This is a genomic window from Paenibacillus chungangensis, from assembly GCF_042675905.1.
Classification (GTDB): Bacteria; Bacillota; Bacilli; order Paenibacillales; family Paenibacillaceae; genus Pristimantibacillus; species Pristimantibacillus chungangensis.
The window spans coordinates 62,536-88,225 of sequence record NZ_JBHTJZ010000036.1; the positions used below are offsets into that span (position 1 = coordinate 62,536).

At 51.3% G+C, this 25,690-nt stretch carries 20 protein-coding genes; 13 read left to right on the forward strand and 7 right to left on the reverse strand.

Annotation, left to right across the window (positions count from 1 at the left end; genetic code table 11):
• The first annotated feature begins 17 nt into the window (after positions 1 to 17).
• From ACFQ2I_RS19180 to ACFQ2I_RS19215, 8 genes are all read left to right on the forward strand, one after another.
• Positions 18 to 941, forward strand: coding sequence for a helix-turn-helix domain-containing protein (locus ACFQ2I_RS19180; protein ID WP_377567097.1), 924 nt, complete (start codon positions 18 to 20; stop codon positions 939 to 941).
• Between the two features lie 199 nt (positions 942 to 1,140).
• Positions 1,141 to 2,133, forward strand: coding sequence for an ABC transporter permease (locus ACFQ2I_RS19185; RefSeq protein ID WP_377567099.1), 993 nt, complete (start codon positions 1,141 to 1,143; stop codon positions 2,131 to 2,133).
• A 13-nt stretch (positions 2,134 to 2,146) separates the two neighbouring features.
• Positions 2,147 to 3,049, forward strand: a complete 903-nt coding sequence (locus tag ACFQ2I_RS19190; protein WP_377567101.1) for a carbohydrate ABC transporter permease — start codon at positions 2,147 to 2,149, stop codon at positions 3,047 to 3,049.
• A 59-nt stretch (positions 3,050 to 3,108) separates the two neighbouring features.
• Complete coding sequence (locus tag ACFQ2I_RS19195; RefSeq protein ID WP_377567103.1) at positions 3,109 to 4,650, forward strand: ABC transporter substrate-binding protein; 1,542 nt, start codon at positions 3,109 to 3,111, stop codon at positions 4,648 to 4,650.
• 210 nt (positions 4,651 to 4,860) lie between these two features.
• Positions 4,861 to 7,170, forward strand: coding sequence for a helix-turn-helix transcriptional regulator (locus ACFQ2I_RS19200; protein WP_377567105.1), 2,310 nt, complete (start codon positions 4,861 to 4,863; stop codon positions 7,168 to 7,170).
• 139 nt (positions 7,171 to 7,309) lie between these two features.
• Complete coding sequence (locus ACFQ2I_RS19205; protein ID WP_377567107.1) at positions 7,310 to 9,643, forward strand: hypothetical protein; 2,334 nt, start codon at positions 7,310 to 7,312, stop codon at positions 9,641 to 9,643.
• A 233-nt stretch (positions 9,644 to 9,876) separates the two neighbouring features.
• Positions 9,877 to 11,169 carry a carbon-nitrogen hydrolase family protein gene (locus ACFQ2I_RS19210; RefSeq protein WP_377567109.1) on the forward strand — a complete coding sequence of 431 codons (1,293 nt, stop codon included), beginning with the start codon at positions 9,877 to 9,879 and terminating at the stop codon, positions 11,167 to 11,169.
• A 158-nt stretch (positions 11,170 to 11,327) separates the two neighbouring features.
• Positions 11,328 to 11,918, forward strand: a complete 591-nt coding sequence (locus ACFQ2I_RS19215) for a Uma2 family endonuclease (RefSeq protein ID WP_377567111.1) — start codon at positions 11,328 to 11,330, stop codon at positions 11,916 to 11,918.
• A 12-nt stretch (positions 11,919 to 11,930) separates the two neighbouring features.
• On the opposite strand, the gene ACFQ2I_RS19220 is transcribed toward ACFQ2I_RS19215, so the two are convergent.
• Positions 11,931 to 13,100, reverse strand: coding sequence for an MFS transporter (locus tag ACFQ2I_RS19220; protein ID WP_377567189.1), 1,170 nt, complete (start codon positions 13,098 to 13,100; stop codon positions 11,931 to 11,933).
• Between the two features lie 102 nt (positions 13,101 to 13,202).
• Positions 13,203 to 14,291 carry a lactonase family protein gene (locus ACFQ2I_RS19225; protein ID WP_377567113.1) on the reverse strand — a complete coding sequence of 363 codons (1,089 nt, stop codon included), beginning with the start codon at positions 14,289 to 14,291 and terminating at the stop codon, positions 13,203 to 13,205.
• A gap of 218 nt (positions 14,292 to 14,509) precedes the next feature.
• Here ACFQ2I_RS19225 and ACFQ2I_RS19230 point away from each other — a divergent pair, with 218 nt between their 5' ends.
• On the forward strand, positions 14,510 to 14,881 hold the full coding sequence (locus ACFQ2I_RS19230; RefSeq protein ID WP_377567115.1) for a LytTR family transcriptional regulator DNA-binding domain-containing protein: 372 nt from the start codon (positions 14,510 to 14,512) through the stop codon (positions 14,879 to 14,881).
• A 121-nt stretch (positions 14,882 to 15,002) separates the two neighbouring features.
• Positions 15,003 to 16,007, forward strand: coding sequence for an aldose 1-epimerase (locus tag ACFQ2I_RS19235; RefSeq protein ID WP_377567117.1), 1,005 nt, complete (start codon positions 15,003 to 15,005; stop codon positions 16,005 to 16,007).
• Between the two features lie 64 nt (positions 16,008 to 16,071).
• Here ACFQ2I_RS19235 and ACFQ2I_RS19240 read toward each other — a convergent pair whose 3' ends face one another.
• The 3 genes from ACFQ2I_RS19240 to ACFQ2I_RS19250 all read right to left on the reverse strand — a co-directional run bounded on the left by ACFQ2I_RS19240 (position 16,072) and on the right by ACFQ2I_RS19250 (position 18,114).
• Positions 16,072 to 16,728 carry an AlkZ-related protein gene (locus ACFQ2I_RS19240; protein ID WP_377567119.1) on the reverse strand — a complete coding sequence of 219 codons (657 nt, stop codon included), beginning with the start codon at positions 16,726 to 16,728 and terminating at the stop codon, positions 16,072 to 16,074.
• A 9-nt stretch (positions 16,729 to 16,737) separates the two neighbouring features.
• Positions 16,738 to 17,118, reverse strand: coding sequence for a VOC family protein (locus ACFQ2I_RS19245; RefSeq protein ID WP_377567121.1), 381 nt, complete (start codon positions 17,116 to 17,118; stop codon positions 16,738 to 16,740).
• A 159-nt stretch (positions 17,119 to 17,277) separates the two neighbouring features.
• Positions 17,278 to 18,114, reverse strand: coding sequence for a DUF6597 domain-containing transcriptional factor (locus ACFQ2I_RS19250; RefSeq protein WP_377567123.1), 837 nt, complete (start codon positions 18,112 to 18,114; stop codon positions 17,278 to 17,280).
• 389 nt (positions 18,115 to 18,503) lie between these two features.
• Here ACFQ2I_RS19250 and ACFQ2I_RS19255 point away from each other — a divergent pair, with 389 nt between their 5' ends.
• Complete coding sequence (locus ACFQ2I_RS19255) at positions 18,504 to 18,833, forward strand: PadR family transcriptional regulator (protein ID WP_377567125.1); 330 nt, start codon at positions 18,504 to 18,506, stop codon at positions 18,831 to 18,833.
• A 34-nt stretch (positions 18,834 to 18,867) separates the two neighbouring features.
• Entirely contained in the window at positions 18,868 to 19,428 is a 561-nt protein-coding gene (locus tag ACFQ2I_RS19260) for a VanZ family protein (RefSeq protein ID WP_377567127.1), read from the forward strand.
• Positions 19,429 to 19,508: 80 nt separating this feature from the next.
• On the opposite strand, the gene ACFQ2I_RS19265 is transcribed toward ACFQ2I_RS19260, so the two are convergent.
• Positions 19,509 to 22,655 (reverse strand): glycoside hydrolase family 2 TIM barrel-domain containing protein, encoded by a 3,147-nt coding sequence (locus tag ACFQ2I_RS19265; protein WP_377567129.1) that lies wholly within the window; start codon positions 22,653 to 22,655, stop codon positions 19,509 to 19,511.
• Between the two features lie 229 nt (positions 22,656 to 22,884).
• Between ACFQ2I_RS19265 and ACFQ2I_RS19270 the strand changes: the two genes are divergently transcribed.
• Positions 22,885 to 23,724, forward strand: coding sequence for a LysM peptidoglycan-binding domain-containing protein (locus ACFQ2I_RS19270; RefSeq protein WP_377567131.1), 840 nt, complete (start codon positions 22,885 to 22,887; stop codon positions 23,722 to 23,724).
• Between the two features lie 155 nt (positions 23,725 to 23,879).
• Here the strand turns inward: ACFQ2I_RS19270 and ACFQ2I_RS19275 are convergent, their stop codons facing one another.
• Positions 23,880 to 25,685 carry an ABC transporter ATP-binding protein gene (locus ACFQ2I_RS19275; RefSeq protein WP_377567133.1) on the reverse strand — a complete coding sequence of 602 codons (1,806 nt, stop codon included), beginning with the start codon at positions 25,683 to 25,685 and terminating at the stop codon, positions 23,880 to 23,882.
• Between the last annotated feature and the right edge of the window lie 5 nt (positions 25,686 to 25,690).

Genomic DNA, 25,690 nt, shown 5'->3' on the forward strand with positions numbered 1-25,690 from the left:
ACAAAGGCGGGATCTCGATGACGAACGAACAACAGGCAGGATGCCTTTTCCATTTTGACAATGCCTTCCCGCCGAATCAAGCCCATTACGGCGGAATTAATCTTTATCAATTCGGCGAGATTGCCTGCGAGTGCGGCCATATTATTGCCTCTCACAAGCAAGTCTGTCTGGAGCTGAGCTATATCGTATCGGGCACCGGCAGCTTCTATATTAATGACGAACGCATTACGGTCAAGGAAGGCGATATCGTCTGCAATGCTGTCGGTCACCGGCATACGATCAAAGCGGACAGGGATAGCATGCTCCGCTTCGTCTATATGGGCTTCGTCTTGAATGACAGAGCCGATGAAGAGATGCGGGATATTCAAAGCTATTTCCAATCGGCTCCATACCGGCATGCGACTGGCGCAGATCATCTAATGGTGCCTTTCTTCCGGAACATTGACGAATTCTTCTCGCAGAAGCCTTATTCGCACATGCTGATTCGCAATTGTCTGGAGGAAATCATCATCTTGTCCTATCGCGCCTTCCGGGAGAAGGAGACGGGCAAGACAGCTAGATACTCGCCGGACAAGTGGGGCCATTCTGTCGGCTCAACCGTCTATTCCATCATCCGTTACGTCGAGAACCATATTTACGAGCTGAAGACGATCCGTTCCATCGCGGACGAGCTAGGCTACAGCTATACTTACTTGTCCCATACGTTCAAAAATAAAACCGGCATGACGCTGCAGCGCTACATTAATCATAAAAAAATCGAAAAAGCGCTGGAAATGCTGAAATTCGGAAATTTATCCATCAAGCAAACGGCCGAACGTCTTAATTATGAAACGATTCAATCATTCAGCAAAGCCTTCTCCCGCATTATGGGTTATCCGCCATCCCACTACGTGGCGATGCAGCGGAAGGAGAAGAGCGCCATCAGTTCGGAGCTCCTATAGTTGGCACGAAGCCAAGTGAACGCCTTATAAGGCAATAGTCCCTTTCCCCTCCCCCCATACGCCTATTTTTTCATGCATCTCGAATTTTTAAAGCCCTTTTCACTTTATGAACTGGGCTTTTTTAAATATTTCTCTGCTTTTTAAAATTTACGACGGTCATCGCTTGCTGTAATGTGATGCATGAAAGGAGCACGATAACATGCAAACAGGCGCAGCGGTAAAACCGAATGACAGCCGCCCGACATCAACAGTTGAAGTAAAGAGAAAACGCGGTTTCATTTTTGAATTACTTAAAAACAAAGTGCTTTATTTGATGGCTATCCCCGGCATATTGTACTTCTTCATTTGGCACTATCTGCCGATGGTTGGTATAGTCATCGCTTTTAAAAATTACAACGTTATCGACGGTATTTTCGGAAGTGAATGGAACGGCTTGAAAAACTTTGATTTCCTCATTAAATCAGGCGATATTTTTCGCATCACATTCAACACATTGTTCCTGAACATGTTATTTATCGGATTTGGCACCGTCTTCCAGGTCGGCATTGCTATCTTGCTTAATGAGGTGGGCAAGTCATGGTTTAAGAAGCTCAGCCAATCCTTATTGCTGCTGCCATACTTTATTTCCTGGGTTGTCGTCGGCGTATTCGTCTACTACATCTTCGCCACGAATACCGGCATGCTTAATGGATTGTTGGGGTGGTTCGGCATCGATCCGATGCCATGGTATCAGAGTCCGGAATTTTGGCCGGCGATTCTTACAGCTACTTATATTTGGAAGTGGGTGGGCTACGGCAGCGTCATCTATCTGGCTGCTATCGTCGGCATCGACTCTACGATCTATGAAGCGGCCAAGATTGACGGCTGCAACAAATGGCAGCTTATTCGATACGTGACGATTCCGATGCTGATGCCTACCATTATGGTTTTGACGCTATTAGCTATCGGTGGCATTTTCTACGGTGATTTCGGCATGATCTTCAATATTGTCAAGAGCAACGTGCTTATTTTTGAAACGACTGACGTTATCGACACTTATGTCTATCGCTCCTTCCAGGGTACCGGCGGCGGCATGGGCAGTATTGCAATGGGAAGTGCGGCAGGAGCGCTGCAATCATTCCTCGGTTTCGTTACGATCATAACGGCCAACTGGCTTGTAAGAAGATACAACCGCGACTACGCGCTTTACTAGGAGGTGAGCATCGATGAGTACGATAACCGGAAAGAAAAAAACTTCGCCCTTCACTATCATCTTGTATATGGTATTGACCGGAATGTCGCTGTTTACACTTGCGCCGTTTCTCCTCGTCCTGATCGGATCGTTAACGCCGGAGGTCGAGATTGTCCGCAACGGAGTCAGCTTTTTCCCTAAGGACATGACTTTTAGCGCCTACACCTTTATATTCGAGCAGAATAAGGACATCTTGCGCTCATACGGCGTGACCATCTTCGTCACGATCGTCGGAACGGCATTAAGCGTAGCGCTTACGTCTATGCTCGCATATGTCATTAGCCTGAAGTCGGTAAAATATCGGAACCATATCGCCTTTTTCGTCTACTTCACGATGCTGTTTCAAGGCGGTATGATCCCTTGGTACATTTTGAATGTTTCTTACCTGGGCTTAAAGGATTCTTTGCTCGCCCTTATATTGCCTATGTGCATTAATCCGTTCTTCGCTTTTCTGATGAAATCTTATTTACAGAACCTTCCGGAGTCTCTAAGAGAATCCGGGATTATAGACGGAGCCGGGGAGTTCCGCATCTTCCTTAAAATCGCGATGCCCATCTCGATTCCAATTATTGCGACGGTAACTCTGTTCTACATGCTCATGTACTGGAATGATTTCTACCTATCCCTGTTCTTTATAGAAAGCGAGCATCTCGTATCGCTCCAATATCACTTGTATCGCATACTCTCCACATTGAATTACTTGGCCAGCTCCTCTGCGAATGGTGAAGGGCCTTCGTCTAGCGCCACCATCATCTTGCCTAATGAAAGTGTTCGTCTTGCAACGACGATCTTGACCATCGGACCGATCGTATTCGTCTATCCGTTCATCCAGAAGCACTTCGTGAAGGGGATTACGATTGGAGCTGTGAAAGGCTAAGGCATCATTCGGTTTATTCCGATTGAGCATATATTATAATGATATTAGGGGGAATGACCATGTCCAGCAAGACTCAGAAAATGTTATCTACTGTGCTAGTCGCCATCTTGCTCGCCGTAACCGTCATCGGCTGCAGCAGCGGGAACGGCAACAGTTCGAGGAATAACAACAGCGCCAACCAAGGCAACTCCGGGAAATCGGAAGCCACTGCGACTCCCGAAGAGAAGAAAGAGATCGTCACGATTAAAAGCATTTACCCTGGTGACAAGCCCGCCGGTACGGACGCCGTACTTGCTAAAGTAAACGAAAAAATGGCAGCGGACATCGGCGTGAAGCTGGAGCTTACTTTCGCGCCGTGGGATCAATATGCGAACAAAATTACGTTGGATGCCGCTACAAGCAACTCCATCGACTTCTTCTGGAATGGCTCTTCGCAGCTGGTCAACTATTACTCCCAGAAGCTGCTGGCGCCAATTGACGAGCTGATGGAGCAGCATGGCCAAGCCATCTATGAGAACATTGACAGCATGCTGTTCGAAGGCATGAAAATGGACGGCAAGCTGTATGGTATTCCGAGCACTGGCAATTCACCAAAAGCAAACATCTATCAATCCATCCTGTACAGAGATGACTTGAGAATGAAGCACAATCTCCCGGTACCGGATTCCGTTGAAAACTTTGAAGCCTTCCTGCAAGGCATTAAGGACAATGAGCCCGATCTGGTGCCTCTGACATCCGCATCAGTCGCATACATTCTTATGAATCAATTCGGTCCGGAAGAATATCTGGCTGGAACAGGCAGCTCCGCCGGGTTCAAAATCAACGAAGATGGCACCATTACCGTCATGCCGACGCAAGAGATGACAGGTCTGCGCGAGGCTGCCAAGCTGGTGCATGAATGGTACAAGAAGGGCTTCATTCCGGAAGATATTCTGAATATCGGCGATGTGACTGCACGCTTGACTGCAGGCGCGACTGCAGTCGTGAACGGCGCAGCCATGTCCGCTGCCGACCAGCAGAATGTCATCGCCAACAATGTGAAGGATGCCGTGCTGAACAATCAAGGCTTCGGACCGGAGAAGAAATATATTAGAAGCCCCGGCGGCGATGCCATCTATGTGACCTCCCAGACAAAAAAAGGCGAGGCTGTCATCAAGTTCGTCAACTGGGTATTCTCCAGCCAAGAAAATTATGACTTGTACGTATACGGCATCGAAGGCGTCAACTACGAAATTATCGACGAGCGCGTGAAGATGCTGAATGAGGATTACGTGACGTTCCCTGGCTGGATGTTTAAAAATATGAATTTGCAGCGCTTCGCAGTAGGCATTACAGACGACTATATCGAGAAAATCAAAAAATGGGATGAGGGCGCTGAATTCAGCCCGCTGATGGGCTTCAACTTTAATCCGGAGTCAGTGAAAACGGAGCTGGCGCAAGCGCAGCAAGTATTCAACGCTTACTCCAGTACGTTGAACTCCGGTATCGTCGATCCGGAAACGATATGGCCAGAATTTACAAAGCAAATGAAAGCAGCCGGCCAAGATAAAATTATTGAAGAAGCTCAAAAACAAATCGATGAATTCCTGGCTTCCAAGTAAACGGCATTTTTTATAATTGCGAAAACGGTCCACGACGAGATAACCAATTATCTCACCGTGGGCTTTTTTTGTTTCTGCCCCATACGGCTGACCTTTTAACGATATGTTATATTTTTAAAACAATTGTCTACTTTTTTAAATTTACGCATCTACATGCTTGCTGTATTCTAATGAGAATGAGGGTGTAATAACTTATGGGGGATGACATACATGAGCATATCGTTCTTCAAGCAGACTATCGTCAAATGGATGGGATCTCTCGCTCTAATGATTAGTGCATTTATTATTGCCGTCTCTATCTCTCTGTACAATTGGTACGCCAAGGATAATGTGAAGATATATAGCGAAATGGCCGTTCATGTCCTGCAGAATACAGCTAAGTCGATGGAGATTACGGAGAAATCTCTCGTCGGCACCGGCTTCCTCACCTCAAGGGACAACGAGATCAGCACAATGATGAACAGCAGGAAACCATCTTATGAGACTTACTCTGCTATTCAGGACACTTTAATCGGATTTCTCTTCTCCAATCCTATGGTCAGCTCGGCATATGTGGTCAATCCAGCCGCCAATCTGGTGTTGGGCAGTCCTTCTTCTCATACCATCAACGCCGATGAATACAGCCAGTTCATTCATGACCTGATCGCAAGAGAGTATCCCGAGCAACTGGGAAGCGCCGTCATCCAATTCGATCCGCACACTCCGAATGTGCAAGGGCTTACAGATCAGAAGGACGAGCTTTTCTCCTATATCTTCTTCCAGAGAAGAGAGAGTACCGAGGACGACTCCTTTATGATCGTGAACGTCAGACAAGCAGACATAAGGAACCATCTGCTCAGCATTAATCCGATGAAGGAAAGCGAGATTAACGCAATTAATCATAGCGGCGATCCCGTCTTCTCATCATCCGAGCAACATGCGGTTCCCCATCCCTCTCAAGATGAGGGGATACTGCGACGCATAATGGAACGTCAAGAGGATATCGGTTTTTTTGTTCACAAGGGCCATAGCGGCCGATCACTCGTCACTTATGTCAACTCCGAAGAGCTCGACTATACCTTCTTCAGCGTAACGCCATATGAAGTCGTTCGAGAGTCCGCTATCGCCTTAAGATCGAAAACCTTCAATTTAAGCGCCGCAATTCTTATACTGGGAATCATATCGGCCATCATCATCGCAACCTATTTCCATCAGCCTCTACGGAAGCTGATTGACAAGCATGTGCGCACGCAAGACGACCAAGGGAACCGATCGGAATATGGGAATGACTTTGAGCTGTTAGACCAGCTCATTGAGAACAATCAGAACAAAGCCGCTACTCTGAATCAATATGTGCAAGACAATATGCCTGTCATTAAACAGGATTTCTTCAAAAATGTGCTGGAAGGCCGCATTTCACTGGAAAGCGAGCTTGCGACAGAACGTCTGCAGGAGCTTGGCTCCAACTTCACACATAATCATTACAGTGTCGTCCTATTCGAACTGGAGCAGGCTGTCAAAACCTCACCGACCTTCAAGCCGGAAGCGGACAATCAGCTTCGCTATGCCTTAATCCGTATGATAGAAGGCGACATGAAGCCGATATGCAGCTGCGAAGCCATCTATGGCATGCATGAGAACCATGTCATCTTGATTCTTAATTTCGAAAGCGGAGACGACCAGCTTGCGGAGAACATGACGACGGCGCTGCAGGGCATCCAGGCCGCTGCGGAAAGCGAGCTTTCGTCTAAGCCGACAATTGCTATCGGCCGGGGAAGCTCCGATATCCGGAATTCCTATCTGCAGGCCGTAGAGCTGTTGACCTACAAGCTGAAGTATGGACTTGGCTCCATGATTCAAGACGTTAAAGTAAACGAAGATATTCAAGCTTATAACCTGTATCCGAAAAACATTGAACAGCAACTGTTAACCAACTTCCGCGCATTGAACGCAGATCTCTGTGAGCAATATATCGTCGAGCTGACGGAGCAGCTCTATACCTACAGCATGAACGATATTATGCGCGCAATCAACCAGGTAATGTATCATGTGCTGCAAGCGACGAAGGAGCTGACCGCTTCGAAGGACGCTTCCATCGATCTAGATTACTACGGGCAATATAACAGCTTAATGAATTATGTTACGCTGTCTGAATTCCAGCATAATCTGACCACTTATTGCCAGCATGTCATCGAGCAATTGAAGACGCAGGACAATGATCGTCCTCATACGATTAATAAAGTGCTGGATTATATTGAAAGCAACTATCATCAAACCTCGATTTCACTTGAAGCGGCAGCTGAGCATATCGGCTTGAATTCCAGCTATCTTGGCAAGCTGTTCAAGGAAAGCGAGAATATCTATTTCACGGAATACGTGAACCAGCTCCGTATGAATCGGGCGAAGGAGCTGCTCCTGACAACAAACGAGAATATCGCTGCGATATCCGGCATGGTTGGCTTCAACAGCACCTCTTACTTCGTCACCTGCTTCAAGAAGCACGCCGGCATGACCCCTACCCAGTTCAGAAGCAACGGGTAGGGGTTTCCCCTTTTTCCAGTACTTTATTTCAAGCTGTTTAAAAAATTCTAGAGTAGTTATTTTACAATTGAAAACGCTGTCACCAACGAATTATGATGATCGTGCAACTAAAAATCAATACACAAAGGAGGAAATGGATGTGAACAACGCTTTACAACGCAACAACCGCATCACGCTTCGCAGCATTCTATTGGTATGCATGACCTTGTGCTTGATGTCCAGCCCTTGGGGAAGTCTCGCTCCGGAACAGGCTTATGCAGCCGGCGGAACAACGTACTACTTCTCCACATCCGGGGACGATAGCAATGACGGACTCACGGAAGCTACACCAAAGCAAACACTGGGTGCTGCCGTCGCTCTTGCAGTCGACTCCGGAAGCGGAGAAGGAAATATTCTGAAGTTCAAACGCGGGGACGCCTGGAATATTCCGCTCGGCAATGTTGATTTATCCGGCCTGTCGGGAACCGCTGCGAAGCCGATCGTATGGGATGCCTACGGCGCCGGTCCCCGTCCCGTTATCTCCAATCTGGACCTGCTGAACGATGCGGGATGGGAGAACGTTGCGGGCACTTATCAGTGGAGACATGCCATTAGCGGATATACGGATGCTTATCGCCTCTATGTCAATGACGTTCCGAAGCTGAGGCAGCCTACCTCCGCTCATGTCAATACGCCTGATGAATGGGCCATGACAAGCACTTACGTCTATGTCAATACGGGGTCCGACACGGTTGCTCCGACGAATGTGGAAGTGCATCCCGTTCCTCCAGCGGGGAGTGTCCCCGTTCTGGTCATGAACGATACTCATCATGTGCAAGTAAGCAGTATCGACTTCCGCGGCGGATCTTCTTGGCTGGCCATTGAAGTGCATGCACCGGGCTCCAACATTTCGTTCGACAACATCTCCGTTACCAAGCTGACCAAGTACGGCATATCCGTACATAATCTGGACACAGCAGCTCCATCCGCCATAGTAGAAAACATTAGCGTGACAAACAGCTTCTTCGATAAAGTATGGGCGGACCACATGACGGTAGCCGACACAATGGAATACGGAGACGGCATTCGCTATATGCATGCAGTGGACGGCGGCGTTATTAAAGATAACCGAATCATTAACTTCGGCCACTCGGCCATATCACTGACAGGCTACGAGCCGACTATGCCGGGCGTTCACAACATACTGGTTGACCGTAATGACGTATCTGGCGGGGATGCGGGTTATTCGCGAACGATCGACGTCATCGGGATTCCAGGCAAGACAACAAATAACACGATTCGAAGAAACTACATGCACGATTATACGACGACCAGCCATGTGCAAGGCAGCTATAATCACTACTACAGCAATATCTTCGCCGGGGTGAAAGATACGGAAGTTATCCCCCACTCCCATCAGCCCTATGCCGCCGATATGAACACATGGTATCTGGGCAGCGCCGGACAATACATGGAAGCAAGGAATAACCGTTTCATCAACAATACGATTTCCGAATCGGAGCAGGCTTCCATGGTCATTGGCACAGCATCGGGCGCTACGGGGACGGATATTGTAGACGGCAACGTCATCTCCAACAACATTATGACGAATTGGCATGAGAGCTATGTCGGCGACATCGCTCTGAACGTATGGCAATCTACTGGGAATCTGGACGTGAACAACAATAACTTCTGGGACGGCAGCGCCACGAGACCTTCCGTTAAGTTCAAAAATGATACGGCGGACAGCAAAACTGCATCCGAGCTTAACGCCACTTGTGCCAGTTGCGCGGACAATACACAATTGGACCCGTTGTTCGTGGATGCAGCCAATCGCGACTTCCGGTTAACGGCAGGCTCGCCTTCCGCTCTCCGAGAAGGCGCCAAAGTGACGGACGTAACGTATTACGGCACAGACTTCGTCGATTTCTTCGGCAATCCGGGCGATCCTTCGAAGCCGAGCATGGGCGCCGTTCAATATAGCGGAATGTCTCTGGCGAACGTATCGACAGGCGTTGCACCGACCTTCGGCATCCCTGGCGGAAGCTATCCCGGCACGGTGACGAATCCCGTCTATTTGACGGACGGGTCTACCGTATCAGGCACAAGCGTCGTCGGCAATACCGGCTACCCGATTGCCTATATCCAGCTAGATCTCGGCTCTTATAAAGATGTCAGCATGTTCAAAATGTTCTTCCAGGCGAGCAGCCATCTGTACACGTATAAGGATCTGGCCATTCAAGTATCCGAGACTGCAGACTTCTACGACGCATTCACGATTTACAACAATGATGAGGATAACAGTATCGGACTTGGCTATGGCGAAGATGAGGAGTTCATCGCAACGCCTAAGGGAACAACAATTATGATGGCGCCGAAGAAGGCGCGTTACATCCGCTTCTGGGTGGGAGGATACGAGAGCGGTGACGGCGCGACCAGCCCGCTTACCTACATTAAAGAGCTTGAAGTGTACGGCACGAACCCGACACCTTAATTCACTTACCGCAGGCGCGCAAGCACGCGATTATCGTGCTTGTGTGTCTGCGTACTTGCGCGTCTGCGTGCTTGCGCGTTTGTCCGTTCACACTGCGTTTAAGAAATTCTAGAATCACTTTTTTTAAATTGACAGTGTTCGTATCACAATCCTACGATGAAACTAGTGATTGCGGGATGAAAAGCGTATGCCATAAGCCACAAGGATTCCGTATGGAAAGGAAGGATCTCTGAATGACGACTACTAACACGAATTTAGCGCCACCGATCGCTTCGGATGCATGGGAACGATGGTCGCCCATGCCGCAGATGACTCCGATCTTTCATAAAGCAACAGAAGGCGATGCAGCATGCCTTACGATCACAGCGAACGGCAGACGTCAGATGGACGGGCGCTGGATATGCTCCGCGATTCCTATTCTAGCGGGGACGACCTATCGCATCTCCGTACAGTATTCGTGCGAAGATCATGATGAAGACGCCAATACAGTTCATGCGCTGGCAACATGGAACGATGCCGATGGCAAGCTGCTTCAGGCCGACTACTTGACAGAAGCTTCCGGACAGCCTGACGGCTGGATAGAGCTGTCTCTGACGGAACAAGCCCCTCCTGAGGCGGGGCAATTGCAGTTGGAGCTGATCTTCTTCCGCACGGCATCAGGCAAGGTGAAGTGGCGACAGCCCGTCGCAGCCGAGACTTCGCCGCTTGCCCCTCGCAAAGTGAAGGTGGCGACAACGTTCCTCCGGATCGACAACGATCCGCAAGCCACCGTCGATTCGCATGTGCGGACGATGCTGGAGCTGGCTGATGAAGCGGGCAGACAAGGCGCCGATATTATCTGCTTCTCCGAGCTGATGATCAGGCCTGACGGCGTGCCGCTAATGGAAGCGGCCCAGACGATACCAGGTCCGGTAACGGAGGCGTTCTGCCGGAAAGCGCGGGAGATCGGTGCTTATATTATCGTGAACATCCATGAAAAGGATACGGAAGGCTTCCTGTACAACACAAGCGTCCTGATCGGCCGGGCAGGCGAGATCGAAGGGAAGTACCGGAAGGTGCATCTGACGGTGACAGAAGCGAAAAACGGCATTAATCCTGGCTGTGATTATCCGGTATTCGACACCGACTTCGGCAGGATTGGCATGTTGGTATGCTGGGACCACTTTTTCCCGGAGAGCGCCCGCATGATGAGATTGCAAGGCTGCGAGATCGTATTCGTCTCTACGAAGGGCGACGCCGTCAAGCAATGTCTGGCTGATTCGATCGCTAACGGACAATATATGGTCGTAGCGGGCTGGAACGGCGACAAGCCGTCCCGCATCGTCAATCCGCAAGGCGTTATTCTTGCGGAATCAACGCATCCCGAACGCGAGGTGCTGGTAGAGGAGCTCGATCTGAATGAGCGCTTCCGAACGTTATGGCTGTCGGTCGGACCAGGATACGGCGAGGGTCGCAGTCTTTATGAAGAAGAGCGACGTCCTAACACTTATAATGAGCTGAACCGCCGTTCTCGTCGGCATAGATAAGCTGGCCTTAACTATTCCGGCCCATAATCGAAAACAGCGATACCCCCTCCTCACAAAAGCGGAGTTGGGGGCTTTTTCTTGTTCTGAACTCTGTTGTCATATGCGGCGAAATAAAGTACGATCTTAGAAAAAGCATGTAGTAGAGAGGAGTGCACACGATGAGTTCCAAGAAGGAAAAGGAAAACGTGCTGCGAGAACAGCCGATGACCTACGAGGATTACGCCGCTTTCGACGACGGGCAGCGTTACGAGCTGGTGGAAGGAAAGCTGGAGTTGATGAGTCCCTGCCCTTCCGCACAGCATCAAATTGTGAGCTTTGAGATGCAAAAGCATATCGCCCGCACATGCGAACTGGAATATATGGTATTGTTTGCGCCTCTCGACGTTATTCTGGACAAGCATGAAGTGCGCCAGCCCGATCTCGTCATGATACATCGCAGCAGATTGCATATTTTAAGCAAGCGAGGAGTAGAAGGAATCCCTGATCTGGTCGTGGAGATTCTGTCTCCTTCTACACTTCTTCGCGACAAGCGGGACAAGCTGATAAAGTATGCGTATTACCAAATTCCCGAGTACTGGATCGTCGATCCCGCCAATGGCGCACTGGAGCAGTATGAGCTTGCCGGCTCGTCCTATGAGCTAACGGAAATTTACACCGGGACCATGACCGTACAGTCCAGAAGGATCAGTTGCATCTCCTTTACGATGAAAGAAATTATTAGCCATATTCCTGATCATATACGGGAGTAATGTCTCCTTCGCCTATCTTCGGTCCTTGGGCAGCCATATCGCGAGTATGCCCGCCAGCGGCAATACGCTTGCTCCTATCATAACAGGCGCTATGCCGTGCATATCCGCCATATTCCCCAAGACGATGGCGCCAAGCGCGCCCATGCCGAACGCTAGGCCTGTAATCAGGCCTGAGGCTGTTCCAATCTTGCCCGGCAGCAGCTCTTGGGCGTAGACGACGCTGACGGAGAAGCCCGACTGCAGGATGAAGCCCATTAGCGCAATTGCCGGATAGACCCAAGCTAAGGGCAAATGAGGCAGCGCTATAGCGAACGGAGCCGAACCCAGCAGAGAGAACAGCATAACTTGCTTCCTTCCGATCCGATCCCCCATCAGACCGCCGAAGAACGTGCCTGCTACCCCTGCTGCCATGAACAGGAAGAGCGGAATCTGAGCCATTCCGATTGAGATGCCATACGTTTCCTTAGCGTAGAACTGATAGAAATTGCCGATCGCCGCTGCGTACCAAGTACGGGCGATGACGATGAATAACAGCAAGGATAGCGCGATAGCGACAGCTCTGCGCGTGAAGGAGCCGATTCCATCCTGCCCGGCATGTACTTCCTTCTGCTTCGCAGCTGCAGTTGCTCTCCCCTGCTCCTCCAGCCGTCTCGAATACCATGGCACTACCCGGTATAAAATGACAATCGCCGCAAGGGCCAGCAGCGTTCCCCATATCGCCCCCCGCTGCCCAAGCGGCAAGAAGATATAGAGTGTCATTAGCGGAGCAAGCGCCTGACCGAAGTTGCCGCCAACCTGATAGATCGCCTGTGCGAACGCTCTACGGTTGCCTGCGGCGAGATAGACAACCCGTGAGCCTTCCGGATGGAAGACAGCTGATCCGAATCCGACGAATACAACGGACAATAGCAGCAGCGCAAAATTCTGTGCGAAAGCCATACCGATCATTCCGCCCATGCTGCACAGCATCCCGACCGGCAGCATCCACGGTGTCGGACGCTTGTCCGACCACATCCCAACGACGGGCTGCATAATGGAAGAAGTCATATTCAACGTGAAGATAATCCACCCTACCTGGGCGAACGATAGTTGCATTGCATCATGAAATACAGGAACAAGGGCGGCTACAACTGACTGCATAGAATCGTTCAGCAAATGCACAGTGCTGATCGCGAATAACATGGTGTATACGGTAGTCGTACGCAATGCGCTCTCCGTACGGGTTCCCGCAGCTTGAGTTGACACTATATAGGACCTGCCTTCCAATTAATCTATTCATGTAATCTAGCTATTTGCAAAACGCACGCATACCGGCGAGGATAACGCGAGAGAGTGCTTCGTCTGCATCAGCTTGCCGCTTGCCGTATCACGGCGGAATACAACAACGGTGCCGCTCTTATGATTGGCCGCCAGCAAGTAGCCGCCATCCGGTGTAATGCCGAAGTTGCGCGGCAACTCGCCCCCGCAGCTGATATGCTGGACAGGCTTCAGCTTGCCGCTTGCCGTATCCACTTCAAAGACCGCGATGCTGTTGTGACCCCGGTTGGAGCTATACAAGAAGCGGCCATCCGGAGACAGATGGATATCCGCCGAATCATTGTAGCCGTCGTAGTCTGCAGGCAGCGGTGAATAGGTGTGCAGCGGCGTTAGCGCTCCCGCATCCTTATCGACACGCAGCAATGTTATGCTGGAGTCCGGCTCGTTCGCGACATAAGCCACGGGTAGAGCGGAATGGAAGAGGAGATGCCTCGGTCCAGCCCCTTGATGAAGCCGACATATATGATGTCGGTCCAGCGTCCCCCTATCAAGATTGACGCGGTAAGTAATAATTGCATCCTGACCCAGATCGGTCGCACATACATATTCAGTGCCTGGCATTGCGGTTATGCAGTGGGCGTTGGATTTCACATGTTGGCCCTCACCGGCAATCTCTTCGTCCCGGCCTCCTCCCTTCACAGAAGTAGCCGGTTGCAATTCGCCGTTCGACGTAAGCGGCAACAGCGCGACACGGCCCCCCGTATAATTCGCCACGAATACAGCGCGACCATCAGCGGCAACACTGATATAACAGGGATGCGCCCCTTCAGAAGACTGACTGCTCGTCGTCTCTCCCAGCAATCCGCCGGCTCCTATTGTCATGCTGACGACTCCGCCGCCCGCTCTTCCGTCACTATTGTCTGTCTCCTTCACCGCGTACAGGCATTCGCCGCCGGGGTGCATCGCCAGATAGGATGCATTCTCCACCCCTGCCGTGCTTTGCAGTAGCGTCAGCCCTCCCGTTTCTTTATCCAGCCGGCACACGTGAATGGTCGTTTCGCTCCGCTCGCCATAGCATCCGATATACAGAAGCCCATCTTTCCAACCCCTTTTCATCGCGCCTGTCCTCACTCCTATCTCTTTCATTTAATAAGCTAAAGTGAACATAGCACAAGCTTCATCGGCAGACAATCCTTTTTTTACCGTCTGTTTTCAGGCTCGGCTTCCTCGAACCTTAAATTTTTTTAAGGTTTCTCTTCACAAGCTCCATGCAGTATGTTATAATGTAAGCGCTAACAATTCTGAAGTTCACATTCTTAAAAGGGGGAAAAAGGATGATGAATGCAGCAACGGTAGCTTTAAATGAACGGAATATTTACAAGGACTTCGATCTGGAGAGGGATATTCTCTACTTCAAGATCGGCGTACAAGGTCTCGTAAGCTTCCACGGTCCCTATTACAATAGAAAAATAAGAATGACCGCCGATGAGATCAAGCAGCTGACGGACAAAATCAATTACTTCCAGATTAGCTCCAACTGCTACATTAATATTTCCGGAATCCGATCAATTGAGAACGGTACCGTATGCTTCGGGACGGCAAGCTCGGATACGAAGCGATTGTCTGTCAATCGCCGCAAGCAATTCGTCATCGAGCAGTTGTTCTCGCAACGCAAGAAGAATAACGAAGTGAAAAATTCAAACTAAGTTTCGTCATAACTGACAACCGCCTCTTTCTCGTCTTTACACGTGAAGGGGGCGGTTGTTTGTTATTCGCAGCCCTGCTATATTAATAGGAAAGAACATCCATTGATTCTAGGAGGATACTATGACTAAGCAAGCACAAGCATTCCGTCAGCCGTTCCACGACGAAGAAGCCGTCTGGCTGCAGTGGGGGCCCTACGAAGCGGCTGTATTGCCCCATGTGGGCGCCAACCTTATTGCCTTCCGCGACACTGCGCGGCAATATACTTTTTTGAGAGAGCCTGCCTCCGATGAGATGGACGCATTCCGGGCAAGTCCCGGCGTGCATGGTATCCCCATCCTGTTCCCGCCCAATCGCTACGACAACGGCACGTTCACTTGGAACGGCCGCACGTACACCTTCCCCGTGAACGAAGTGGCGAGGGGCAATCATCTGCACGGGTTCTTCCATACCGCGTCGTGGCAAGTCGACGATTATGGCACGAACCCAACGGAGAGCTATGTCTCGCTAAGTATTGCGATAGACGACAGCCATCCCATCCACCGCTATCTGCCGCATGAATTCACTCTGCGACTGCGATATTCTCTGAGCGATCAAGGCCTGCTCCAGCATGTCATGGTGCATAATCGGGGCGTGGACGCGATGCCATGCCTGCTAGGCTTCCATACGGCGATCAACGCGCCGTTCGCTCCCGGCAGCACGCCGGAGGACTGCCGCTTCACGATGACGATCGACAAGCGGTGGGAGATGAATGAGCGCATGCTGCCGACAGGGGAATATCTCCCGCTGTCCGATGAAGAGCAAGCGATGCGAACGACCGGCTTGTCCCCTTATTGGGCTATCATGGACAATCATTATTCCAGCACGACGAAGAATGGACGCAATATGATGGAGCTGACCGACGCTCATGAAGGCGTGACACTGGTATACGATGCCGGCGCATCGTACAAGCAGTGGATGATCTGGAATAACGAGGCGACACCCGGCTTCTTCTGTCCGGAGCCGCAGCTCAATCTCGTCAATGCGCCTAACGTGACGCTTCCTGCCGAAGAGATCGGACTGGTTACGCTTGAGCCCGGCGCCATCTGGGAAGAGACAAGCCGCATCTATCTCAGGGAGCAGAACTAACTCTCTAATAGAACGAAGGGCGAAGCCGGAGATACTCCCTGCTCGCCCTTCGTCTGCTTAATGCTTAATGATTCAATCCCAGCTTCTTCGCGAAAAATGCATAAGCCTTCTCCGAGCACGCCGACCCGAGTGTCTCCTGTACCCGCCGTTTAGCATCCTCCACGGACAGGCTCTCGTAGTCTTCCAACACCGATCGTAGCCAAGACTCCGACGTTTCGTAGCACATGCTGCTCCAACTTTCATTCTGCCTGGCCGAGCCGGTAATGACGATGTAGCCGCCGCTTTGAAGCTCGTTCAACCCTTTGTCGTATTCCTTCTTATCCTCCTTGGCCCCAAAACCGGCTTCCTTCCTCAAACTGCGCGAATCTACATTGCCGTTCTCACGGATGACGTCATAGATCCGGTAAGCTGCACGCGACATCGAACCGGCTTCGAACCGTTCCTTCGCCGTCCGGTTGCCCGTCATCAACGTCATCATAGCGGGGAACAGCTCGCTCTGGATGAATGCAGCCTTTGCCCCGAAAAATTTGCCGTACGTAGCCTTGCCTTCTTGGGCAATCCGGATGCGCCACAGCCACGGATCGGTCTCCGTCTCCGTATGCCAGGCGCTCTCAGCGGTGACAGTCGTCAGTGCCGGATGCTCAGGGACGAACGCTGCGAATGGAAAAATCCGATATCGCTCCACTAACTGCGCAAACTCGTCATAAGTCGTAATCTCCATGACTGCCTCCTATGCGAACAAACTGATGAGATTGCCGTCGGGATCGCGCACGATAGCGTAACGTTGGCCCCAGACCGCGTCCCATGGCTCGCGATGGCCTTCGAAGCCGTTCTCTACGATGACACTGTACAGCTTGTCCAACGCAGCGGCGTTCTCGCATAGAAAAGCCAACTCAATCCGATGGCCCGCCGGTTCCTCCCAGCCGCCATAAATGTCTGCAATCATCTCCTGCTTGTCGAACGCCAGCCGAATGCCGTCTTGTCCCTCAGCTTCAACATGCATGGCGTCGTCCGACCCTTCCGGAATGGACAATCCCAGCAGTCGGTAAAAATCCAGCGCCTTCTTCATATCCTTCGTTACGATGCCCACCATATCCAAGCGAATTCCCATACCGCTATTCTCCTTCCATGCCATTCGAATCCGCGAAGATTCGCTGGCTTTCCGTTATTTGCTATTCATTCTCATCTTACCCTTACTCTCGATCGAATAATAGGAAAAAACGGACTCTTTCACAACACTCCATGATCCGACCTCCCCCTGGCTGCAAAATCAATCGGATACCTTCTCGTCTCTTCTCCACACTTGCGTCGGCGTCTTGCCGTAATAGCGCTTAAATGCGCCAGTCATGTGGGACTGGTCATAATAACCGTATTGTACAGCCAGCTCCGCATAACTGGCGTAGGCGTCGTCCCGCAATCCGCGGAGCAAGCTCTGGAAACGAATAATGTTCACTAACTCCTTCAGTCCGACGCCGAGCTCCTGCTCGAACACCCGTCTGAGATGCCTTTCGCTATACCCCAACTTATCTGCCAGCTCGGACAGAGACAACGCGCCATTGGCATCATACATATAATACAGTCCGTGTTGTACAAGCCCGGGAGTTGCCGAGGCCTCCCATCGAGACAATCTGGCGGTTAGCAGCCGCTCGGCAAGTTCAATCAGTTCGGGCACATCGCTTGCGAGCAGCAGTCGCTCGGCCGCCGCCCGTCCTTCCATTCCCCATAGTTCCTCCAGATAAACCCGCCCGCCGGTCAACTCGGAGACCGGGATTCGCAACAGGGAACGGGCGGACTCCAGGAACATACGGATACCGAATGAGGACTGCTCCTCAGCGAAATCAAGCACGTGGTACGTCGTCATGAGCCCTGCGGCGAATGCGGCCCCGCTGCTGGAGCTTGCAGTTCGATCGACGATAATATCCACGCAGCCATCGGGAATAATTCGATGGGACTGCATCCCGCTTCTGGGATCGAAATCGACCGACCAATAACAAGCAACATACGCTGCAAGCCTACCGCTCGGCCGATATTCGCGATAGCTGTATCCCGGCAGTTGAATTTCGCTATGCATGGTCGGGGATTGAACGGGACGGAATAGAACCGTCATTAAGGATCACCTCTTCATTCCGTTTAGTACACCAGGTGACGACTAACTGGAAAATGTACAGTTAGATTATTCGAAAATGGGCAGCAAGGTAACAACTAATTGGATAAAGTACAGTTGGAATCCAGTCTTTCAGAGTTTTCTAGCTGAAATGGCAAAAACAACTGTAGCTTTTCCATTTACATCAGGAAAAACATGCGAATCAAGCGCAATCAACTGTACTTTTTCCAGTTATCCCTCCCACGTTAACACCATAACCATATTCGACATCGTTGTACCCTTGACCTTCAAATAGTTCCCACCACCAATCCATCTCTAATTCAACATTTTTTAGAAAATAGACTTGTATAGCGACATATGTCGCTATACAATGTAACTAAGAGGTGAACGACATGGACAAAGAGATTTTGAAAGGCAGTATCGACATCCTTCTGCTCTCAATAATAGCGCGCAAGGATACTTATGGGTACGAGATTGTCCAACAGTTGAAGGAGTTGAGCCAGGATTCGTACCAAATGAGTCAAGGGACGCTCTATCCCGCGCTAAAACGACTTGAAAACAAAGGGTTACTTCGTTCCTATTGGATCGACAACGAAGCAAGCGGTCGGAGGAAATTTTACGCGCTCACGGAAACTGGAAAAGCGGAGTTGACCGACAAGCTGGCCGCTTGGGATCAAGTACACGCACTGATTCAATCGTGCAGAAAGGCTGGATTCGCATGAATTCTTTTGAAGAAGGAGCTATGTTGCCGAGGGTGTGCAAGATGAACATGCGATTAAGTTGGCTATTGCCGACTTTGGCGAGTCGAACCTTGTAGGAGACTTGATTAACAAAGCAGTATCACCGAATCGAAAATGGCTGAGAACCTTGTTGTGGTTTTTCTTGACGTCTTATGCAATGATCGTTGTATATCAACTACTCTTGAGCCCATCGCGACTTATGCTACGTCACATGGAACAGCCTAATCCCAACTTTATTCCTTTTCAAACCATTCTGAATTACGCCAACCGTTACCATAGTCTCAACTTCGATACTTGGTTCATTAATCTCTTCGGCAACGTGCTGCTCTTCGTCCCGCTTGGCTTCCTGCTGCCGATCCTATTCGCTAAGGCACGGCGTTTCTCGATGAGCATCGTCTGGACGATGCTGGCCAGCCTCACCATCGAACTGACCCAGCTAGGTGCGCGTCTCGGCTCTTTTGACGTAGATGATCTCATCTTGAACGTCCTCGGTGGATTAATCGGATATGCGGTATGGACAGTGGCCGCAGTGAGTTGGCGAATTATGTTGCGAAAGCTTCGCCCAACTCTAAAATAAATGTGCAAGACGATTCGAATGAAACAAATCAAGGCGCCTTTAGCAGCTATCCGGCTGCTAAAGGCGCATTCTTGATATCGTTATAGTCCTCTAAATGAGAATTGATGCGTATACACCCGCGTCGCATGAAGCACATACGGCGCTTCTGTTCGTGCGCCCCAGCTGTCGTTGCCGCCCACACCCATCTGCAAGCCGTTCACACGGACAACCGTCTTCTCTGCAGGCGGCAGCAGATGGGGATGATCATGCGCCTCCAGCTCGCTAGGCGTATAAGGCAAGGCATTCAGCTCGAAGCTGGGGTTGCCCTGGAAGCTGAGCCCTTCGCCGGCAGCATTCGTCACGGATGCGAACCGCACGCCGACCTTGTTGCCCGTCTCTTGTGGACGAATGTACGGAGCCAGCTGATCCTTCACTTTGCCTGTATACAACCCAAGCTTCCCTCCGGTCTGGCGATCCCAATACGTCTCCTCCGGGCCTTTCCCGTACCAGCTTACCGTATCGAATGCTGCAGGCATCTGCAGCATGACACCTACTTCAGGAATCTCCGGCAAGGATTCGCCGCCAGGATGAAGCTCTTCCCTGATGTCCACCGTTCCGTCCCACTGCACTCTGTAGAACATGTTCACATAGGAGACCACAGTAGTGGGCAATGCGTAACGGACAGCCACTTCGATCTCTCTCGCTCCTCTATGCCAAGTCATGCTCAGCAGCTCGCGTTCCGCCCCGGCCAGTCTCCAGGTTGCGCACCGCTCATTCCCTCTGTTGCCGCGGTCGTTATCCGTGTAAGCTCTCCAGAAGTTAGGCGCAGGCGCCGAATACAACAGCTCCTTGCCGTTCCATGCATAGGAGGCCAGATCGCCCGTGCGTTGATCGAACTTGATCGTGAACGTGGTATTCCCTTCTCCACTTCCGCCGCTCACAGCAAGAATATGTTCGTGCTGCTGCACGACAAGTACACTATTGGATTCCGACTGCTGCCGCAGCGCATCGCCGCTTGCTTCGGCAGTCAGCTTCGCCGGCAGAATAAATTGCTCGAACGCAAGCTCATGACCTGCTTCCGCCCACAGAGCCGTATCCTTCAGATGAACGCTAACGGTCAACACGGCTTCCTGGGACATATTCTGCAATACCGGCAGTACATACGGCACTTCCACTTCCACATCTGTTAACGGCGCAGCGCTGACGGACAGCTTGCCCTCCTGCACTGTCTGCCCGTTCACAGCAACGGACCACTTGAAGTCGTATTCATCCAGGGATAAGAATAGCGCTTTGTTGGAGACGGTTATCCTTCCTTGCTTCAGATCAGATTCCCTGAATTTCACATGCTGGTATACCTTCTTCACTTCCTGCAGCTTCGGCGAGACGGCGCCGTCTGCGAATATAAGCCCGTTCCCGCAGAAGTTCCCGTCATGCGGCGACTCCCCGAAATCTCCGCCATATAGCATGCGGGCATTTCCATCCTCATCCGTCACCCGAATCGCCTGATCGATCCAATCCCAGATGAATCCGCCCTGAATAACGGGATACTTGTCGAACAGCTCGCCATACAGATGCAAGCCGCCGCAGGAGTTGCCCATGGCATGACTGTATTCGCATATGATGTAAGGCTTCTTCGGCGAACTCAGCGCATACTGCTCCACCGCCATCGGATTCTTATACATCGTGCTCTCGATATCAGAGGCCGCCTCGGACGGACGATAATGGAATACCCCTTCATAGTGAATGAGACGCGTCGGGTCCTGCTCCGAGAGGAAATCATACATGCGGTGGAAGTTGTCTCCGCCGAACGATTCGTTGCCCAGCGACCAGATCACGATGCTGGGGTGATTCTTGTCCCGCTGCAGCATGGAATTGCAACGATCGATGCACGCAGCGGTCCACTCCGGCCTGCTGCCTGGTATCGTCTCCTCCAGCTCCTGCTGTCCGTACTTCCATGAGCCGTGCGTCTCCAAGTTGTTCTCATCGATCACATACAGGCCATATTCGTCACAGAGCTGATACCAGAGCGACTGATTGGGATAATGGGAAGTCCTCACCGCATTGATATTGTGCTGCTTCATCAGCTTGATATCCCGACGCATATCCGACTCGTCGATCGCACGGCCGGTATCGCAGGAGAACTCATGGCGGTTCACGCCTCGGAACAGAATCCGCTTGCCGTTAATGAGCATAAGGCCATCCTTGATCTCGAAGCGGCGGAAGCCTACCCGACAGCTTACCGTCTCCAATATTGTGCCATCGCTCGACTTCAGTGCGAGCACGAGCGTGTACAGATTAGGCTGCTCCGCGCTCCACAACAGCGGCTTCTCCACCGATGCGGACAACGCAGCATTCGTATAGTCCTCGCCTTCGACCGTGATCGAAGTCGCCAGAGCTTCCCGCAGCACCGGCCGCTTGTCCCCATCATAGAGCTGAGCCTCCAGCGTCAATCCGCCCAGCTCCCTGCCGAAGTAGTTAATAAGCTTGGCGCTTATCTTCAGCTCGGCGTCGCAATAGCGCTCATCCAGCTCGGTTATGACACCGAAGTCGTAAATATGCGCTTCCGGGGTTGAATACAGATATACATCGCGGAAGATGCCGCTCATCCGCCAGAAATCCTGATCCTCCAGCCAGCTTGCATCGCACCAGCGATATACTTCCACTGCCAGCTTATTGTCCCCTTCCTGCAGATACGGTGTGAGATCGAACTCCGCCGGGGTGAACGTATCTTCACTGTAACCGACCAACTCACCATTCAGCCAGACGTAGAATGCGGATTCGACACCCTGGAAGCTGATGAACACCGGCTGCCCCCTCCATCCATCGGGAATCGTGAAGTGGCGAATATAGGAGCCGACGGGATTGTATTTCACAGGCGCATACGGAGGCTTAACCTCCTCATTGCCCACCCACGGATAGACCACATTCGTATATTGCGGATAATCGTACCCTTGCAGCTGCCAATGTGCGGGAACGTTAATCTCATTCCAGGCACTACTGTCATACTCGGTCTTATAGAAGGACTCTTCCCGCTTCTCCGGGCACGTTGCGAAGGCGAACTTCCACTTGCCATTCAACAGCATGCGATTGCTGGACTTGGCATGGTCGCCTATGAGCGCCTCTTCCACTGTATGGAATGGCATCAGATGAGCATGGGCGTCCATCCGGTTCAGTTGGTAGATTTCAGGGTTATTGTTCCATTCCGGATAACCGTTGGCAGGGGGGGAATAGATTAATTTTTTTCTCATAATCGTTAAGCTCTCCTTCCTCATCATCAAGTATATTACGATTATAAATGACATAACCCCCTTTATTAATCATAATATATGATATTCTTCTATTAAAATATGAAACTAACCTTTACCCTCCCATTTCCCTCGTCCTCTAGCCTTCCATTATTTACAGCTAAATCTATCGCAGCATCCTCATTAAAATGGAACTGAACACCCATTCCATACATAGAGAGGAAGACCTCGCATGAAACACAAGATGAAAAAGCTCATATGTATGTCCGCTATGCTCTCTGTTCTTGCAGCATCGCCAGGGATAGCTGCAGCTGCAACCTATACCGTTCAGCCTGGAGACAGTCTATGGAAAATTAGCGTCAAGCACGGTACGACAGTGGAACAGCTTATGCAACGCAACGGTTTGAATTCCCACAATCTACTCGTTGGACAGACACTGCAGGTGCCAGATCCGCAGGAATACGACACAATCTCCGTCAAGAGCAACGATACAATGTGGAAAATCGCCCTGCGATACGCTGTCCCGCTGGACAAGCTCATTGCGGCCAATCCCCAAATCCCGAATCCGAATATGATATGGACAGGTCTGGATATTCGCATGCCAAAAAAACCTGCCGCTTTCGCAAATGGCGTATTCCCGCTGAAGGCAGGTACATATACCGAATATACAAACAGCTATGCCGAAGCCCGCAGTTGGTCACCTAATGGCGAAGAAATCCGCAAGCACGAGGGCGTCGATATAATGGCGAATGAAGGCGCGCCTGTATACAGCGCAACGAGCGGCACGATCGTCAAGGCGGGATGGAATGAATATGGCGGCTGGCGTGTGACGATTCGGGTTGACGACAACACGGAATTCTACTATGCGCACTTGTCAGGATACACTTCCGGCATCAAGGTGGGGGCGAAGGTCAGCGCCGGACAGCCGATCGGCTATGTAGGAAGCACCGGCTACGGCCCTGAAGGCACGAGCGGCAAATTTCTGCCTCACCTGCACTTCAGCATATACAAGCGCACCCCGTCTTACCATTCCATCGATCCCTATCTTTACTTGAAATGGTGGGAACTATAATTACTTCCGCCAATCACTATTCGAACCCAGTTGACATAGCACGCGTCGATAAATATCAAATAGCCTGCCGGCATCTGAAGCCGGCAGGCTATCTCTACTCTCGCAGCTGGTCCCTACCGACACTGGCAGGAACCTGTGCTCTGTTGCGCCGCTCCTTACGTCGTTACCGGAAACTGAAGCTCGTACAGCTCGCGGTATCTTCCCCTCCGCTCCAGCAGTGCCCAGTGCGTTCCCTGCTCTACGATGCGTCCATCCTCCAGCACATAGATCCGATCGGCACGCTGAATCGTCGACAGGCGATGGGCGATAACGAGACACGTCCTCCCTTGGAGAAGCGTCTGCAGCGCCTCCTGAATCAACTGCTCCGATTCCGTATCCAGCGAAGCCGTCGCCTCATCCAAAATAATAATGCGAGGATCGCTAAGCAGCGCCCTGGCGATGGAGAGCCGCTGCTTCTGTCCGCCTGACAGCTTGATCCCCCTCTCTCCGATCTCCGTATCGTAGCCATTCGCGAAGCCTTCAATAAATGCAGCCGCATTGGCCGCTTCAGCGGCAGCCCGGATCTCCTCTTCGCTCGCGTTCTGATTGCCGTAACGGATATTCTCAGCGATCGTCCCGTTGAATAGGATGACATCCTGGGACACGATACCGATGCTGGAGCGCAGCGACTGCTGCGTAATATTCCGAAGATCATAACCGTCGATCGTTACACTGCCGCTGTCCACATCATAGAATCGTATAATCAGATGGGCGATCGTCGTCTTGCCCGCTCCCGACGAACCGACCAGCGCCGTCACCTCTCCGGCCGCCAGCTCCAGATCGAAGCCGTTAAGCACCGCTCCGTCGCTTCCATATGAGAAGGTCACATCCCGGAATCGAATGTGTCCCTTGACGGTGGGCAGCTCCACGGCATCGGGCGTATCTTCTATTCCCGGAGTCGTCCGCATTACCTCTTCAATTCTCTCATAGGCGGCCGCTGCCTGTTGGACAGTATTCAGAATACGGCTGAAGCGTCTGACCGGATTCTGCAGCAGGCGCAAATATGCAATAAATGCAACCAGCGTTCCGACCGTCAGCTCTTCTCTCATCGTCAGCCACGCGCCGAATACGACGACAATCGCGAGTCCGACATAAATGATGAAGTCGATAATAGGCTCGTAAGCGGCCCGCAATCGTGCCGCTCGAACGTTCGCCTCCCTATTGCGCTGCGTCCGCTCCGTGAACCGCTCTGATTCGTATCCCTCCGCCGTGAAGGACTTGATCATGCGAATGCCCGTTAACGTAATCTGCAGATGGTCGCTCACATCCGCAACCGACTGCTGCACCTTGCGGAATGCGGATCGAATGCTGCGCCCGAATAGCCTCGTTATGAAGAACATAACAGGAAACGTGGCCAAAAGCAGCAGCGTTAATCGCCAATCGACCCAAAGCATATATGCAGCTATCGCGACAAAGGTGAAGGAGTCTGTAAACAGTTGCAGCATCCCGGAGGAAATCAGCTGCTGCAGCATGCTGACGTCGTTAGTGACGCGCGACATCAGATCTCCTGTCCGATTCCGATCGTAATAAGCAACGTCGAGCCGTTGCAGATGGCGGTACAAGTCGTTGCGCAGCTTGAATAGCACCTTCTGTCCGACAGCCGCCATGAAAGAGGCGCTTATAAACCGCATAACACCGAGCAGTGCCGCGGCCGTCAATATGCCTGCACCGATGAGCATCAGTTGCCCATACAATTGCTCTACAATAATGTGGTCAATCGTATATTTCGTCAGCTGCGGAATGAGAAATTCAAGCAGAGAGATTACTATCATGCCGATCAGGGCTGCAAGCAGCCCTCTCCATTCCGAGCGAGCATTGGCAGCCATCTGGACGAGCATATGCCATACGCTGGCTGGCTTCACCCGAACCCCGCTACCGAACTTCCGCATCCCCATGCCATCCGGCATCCGTCTCTCCTGCATGTCGA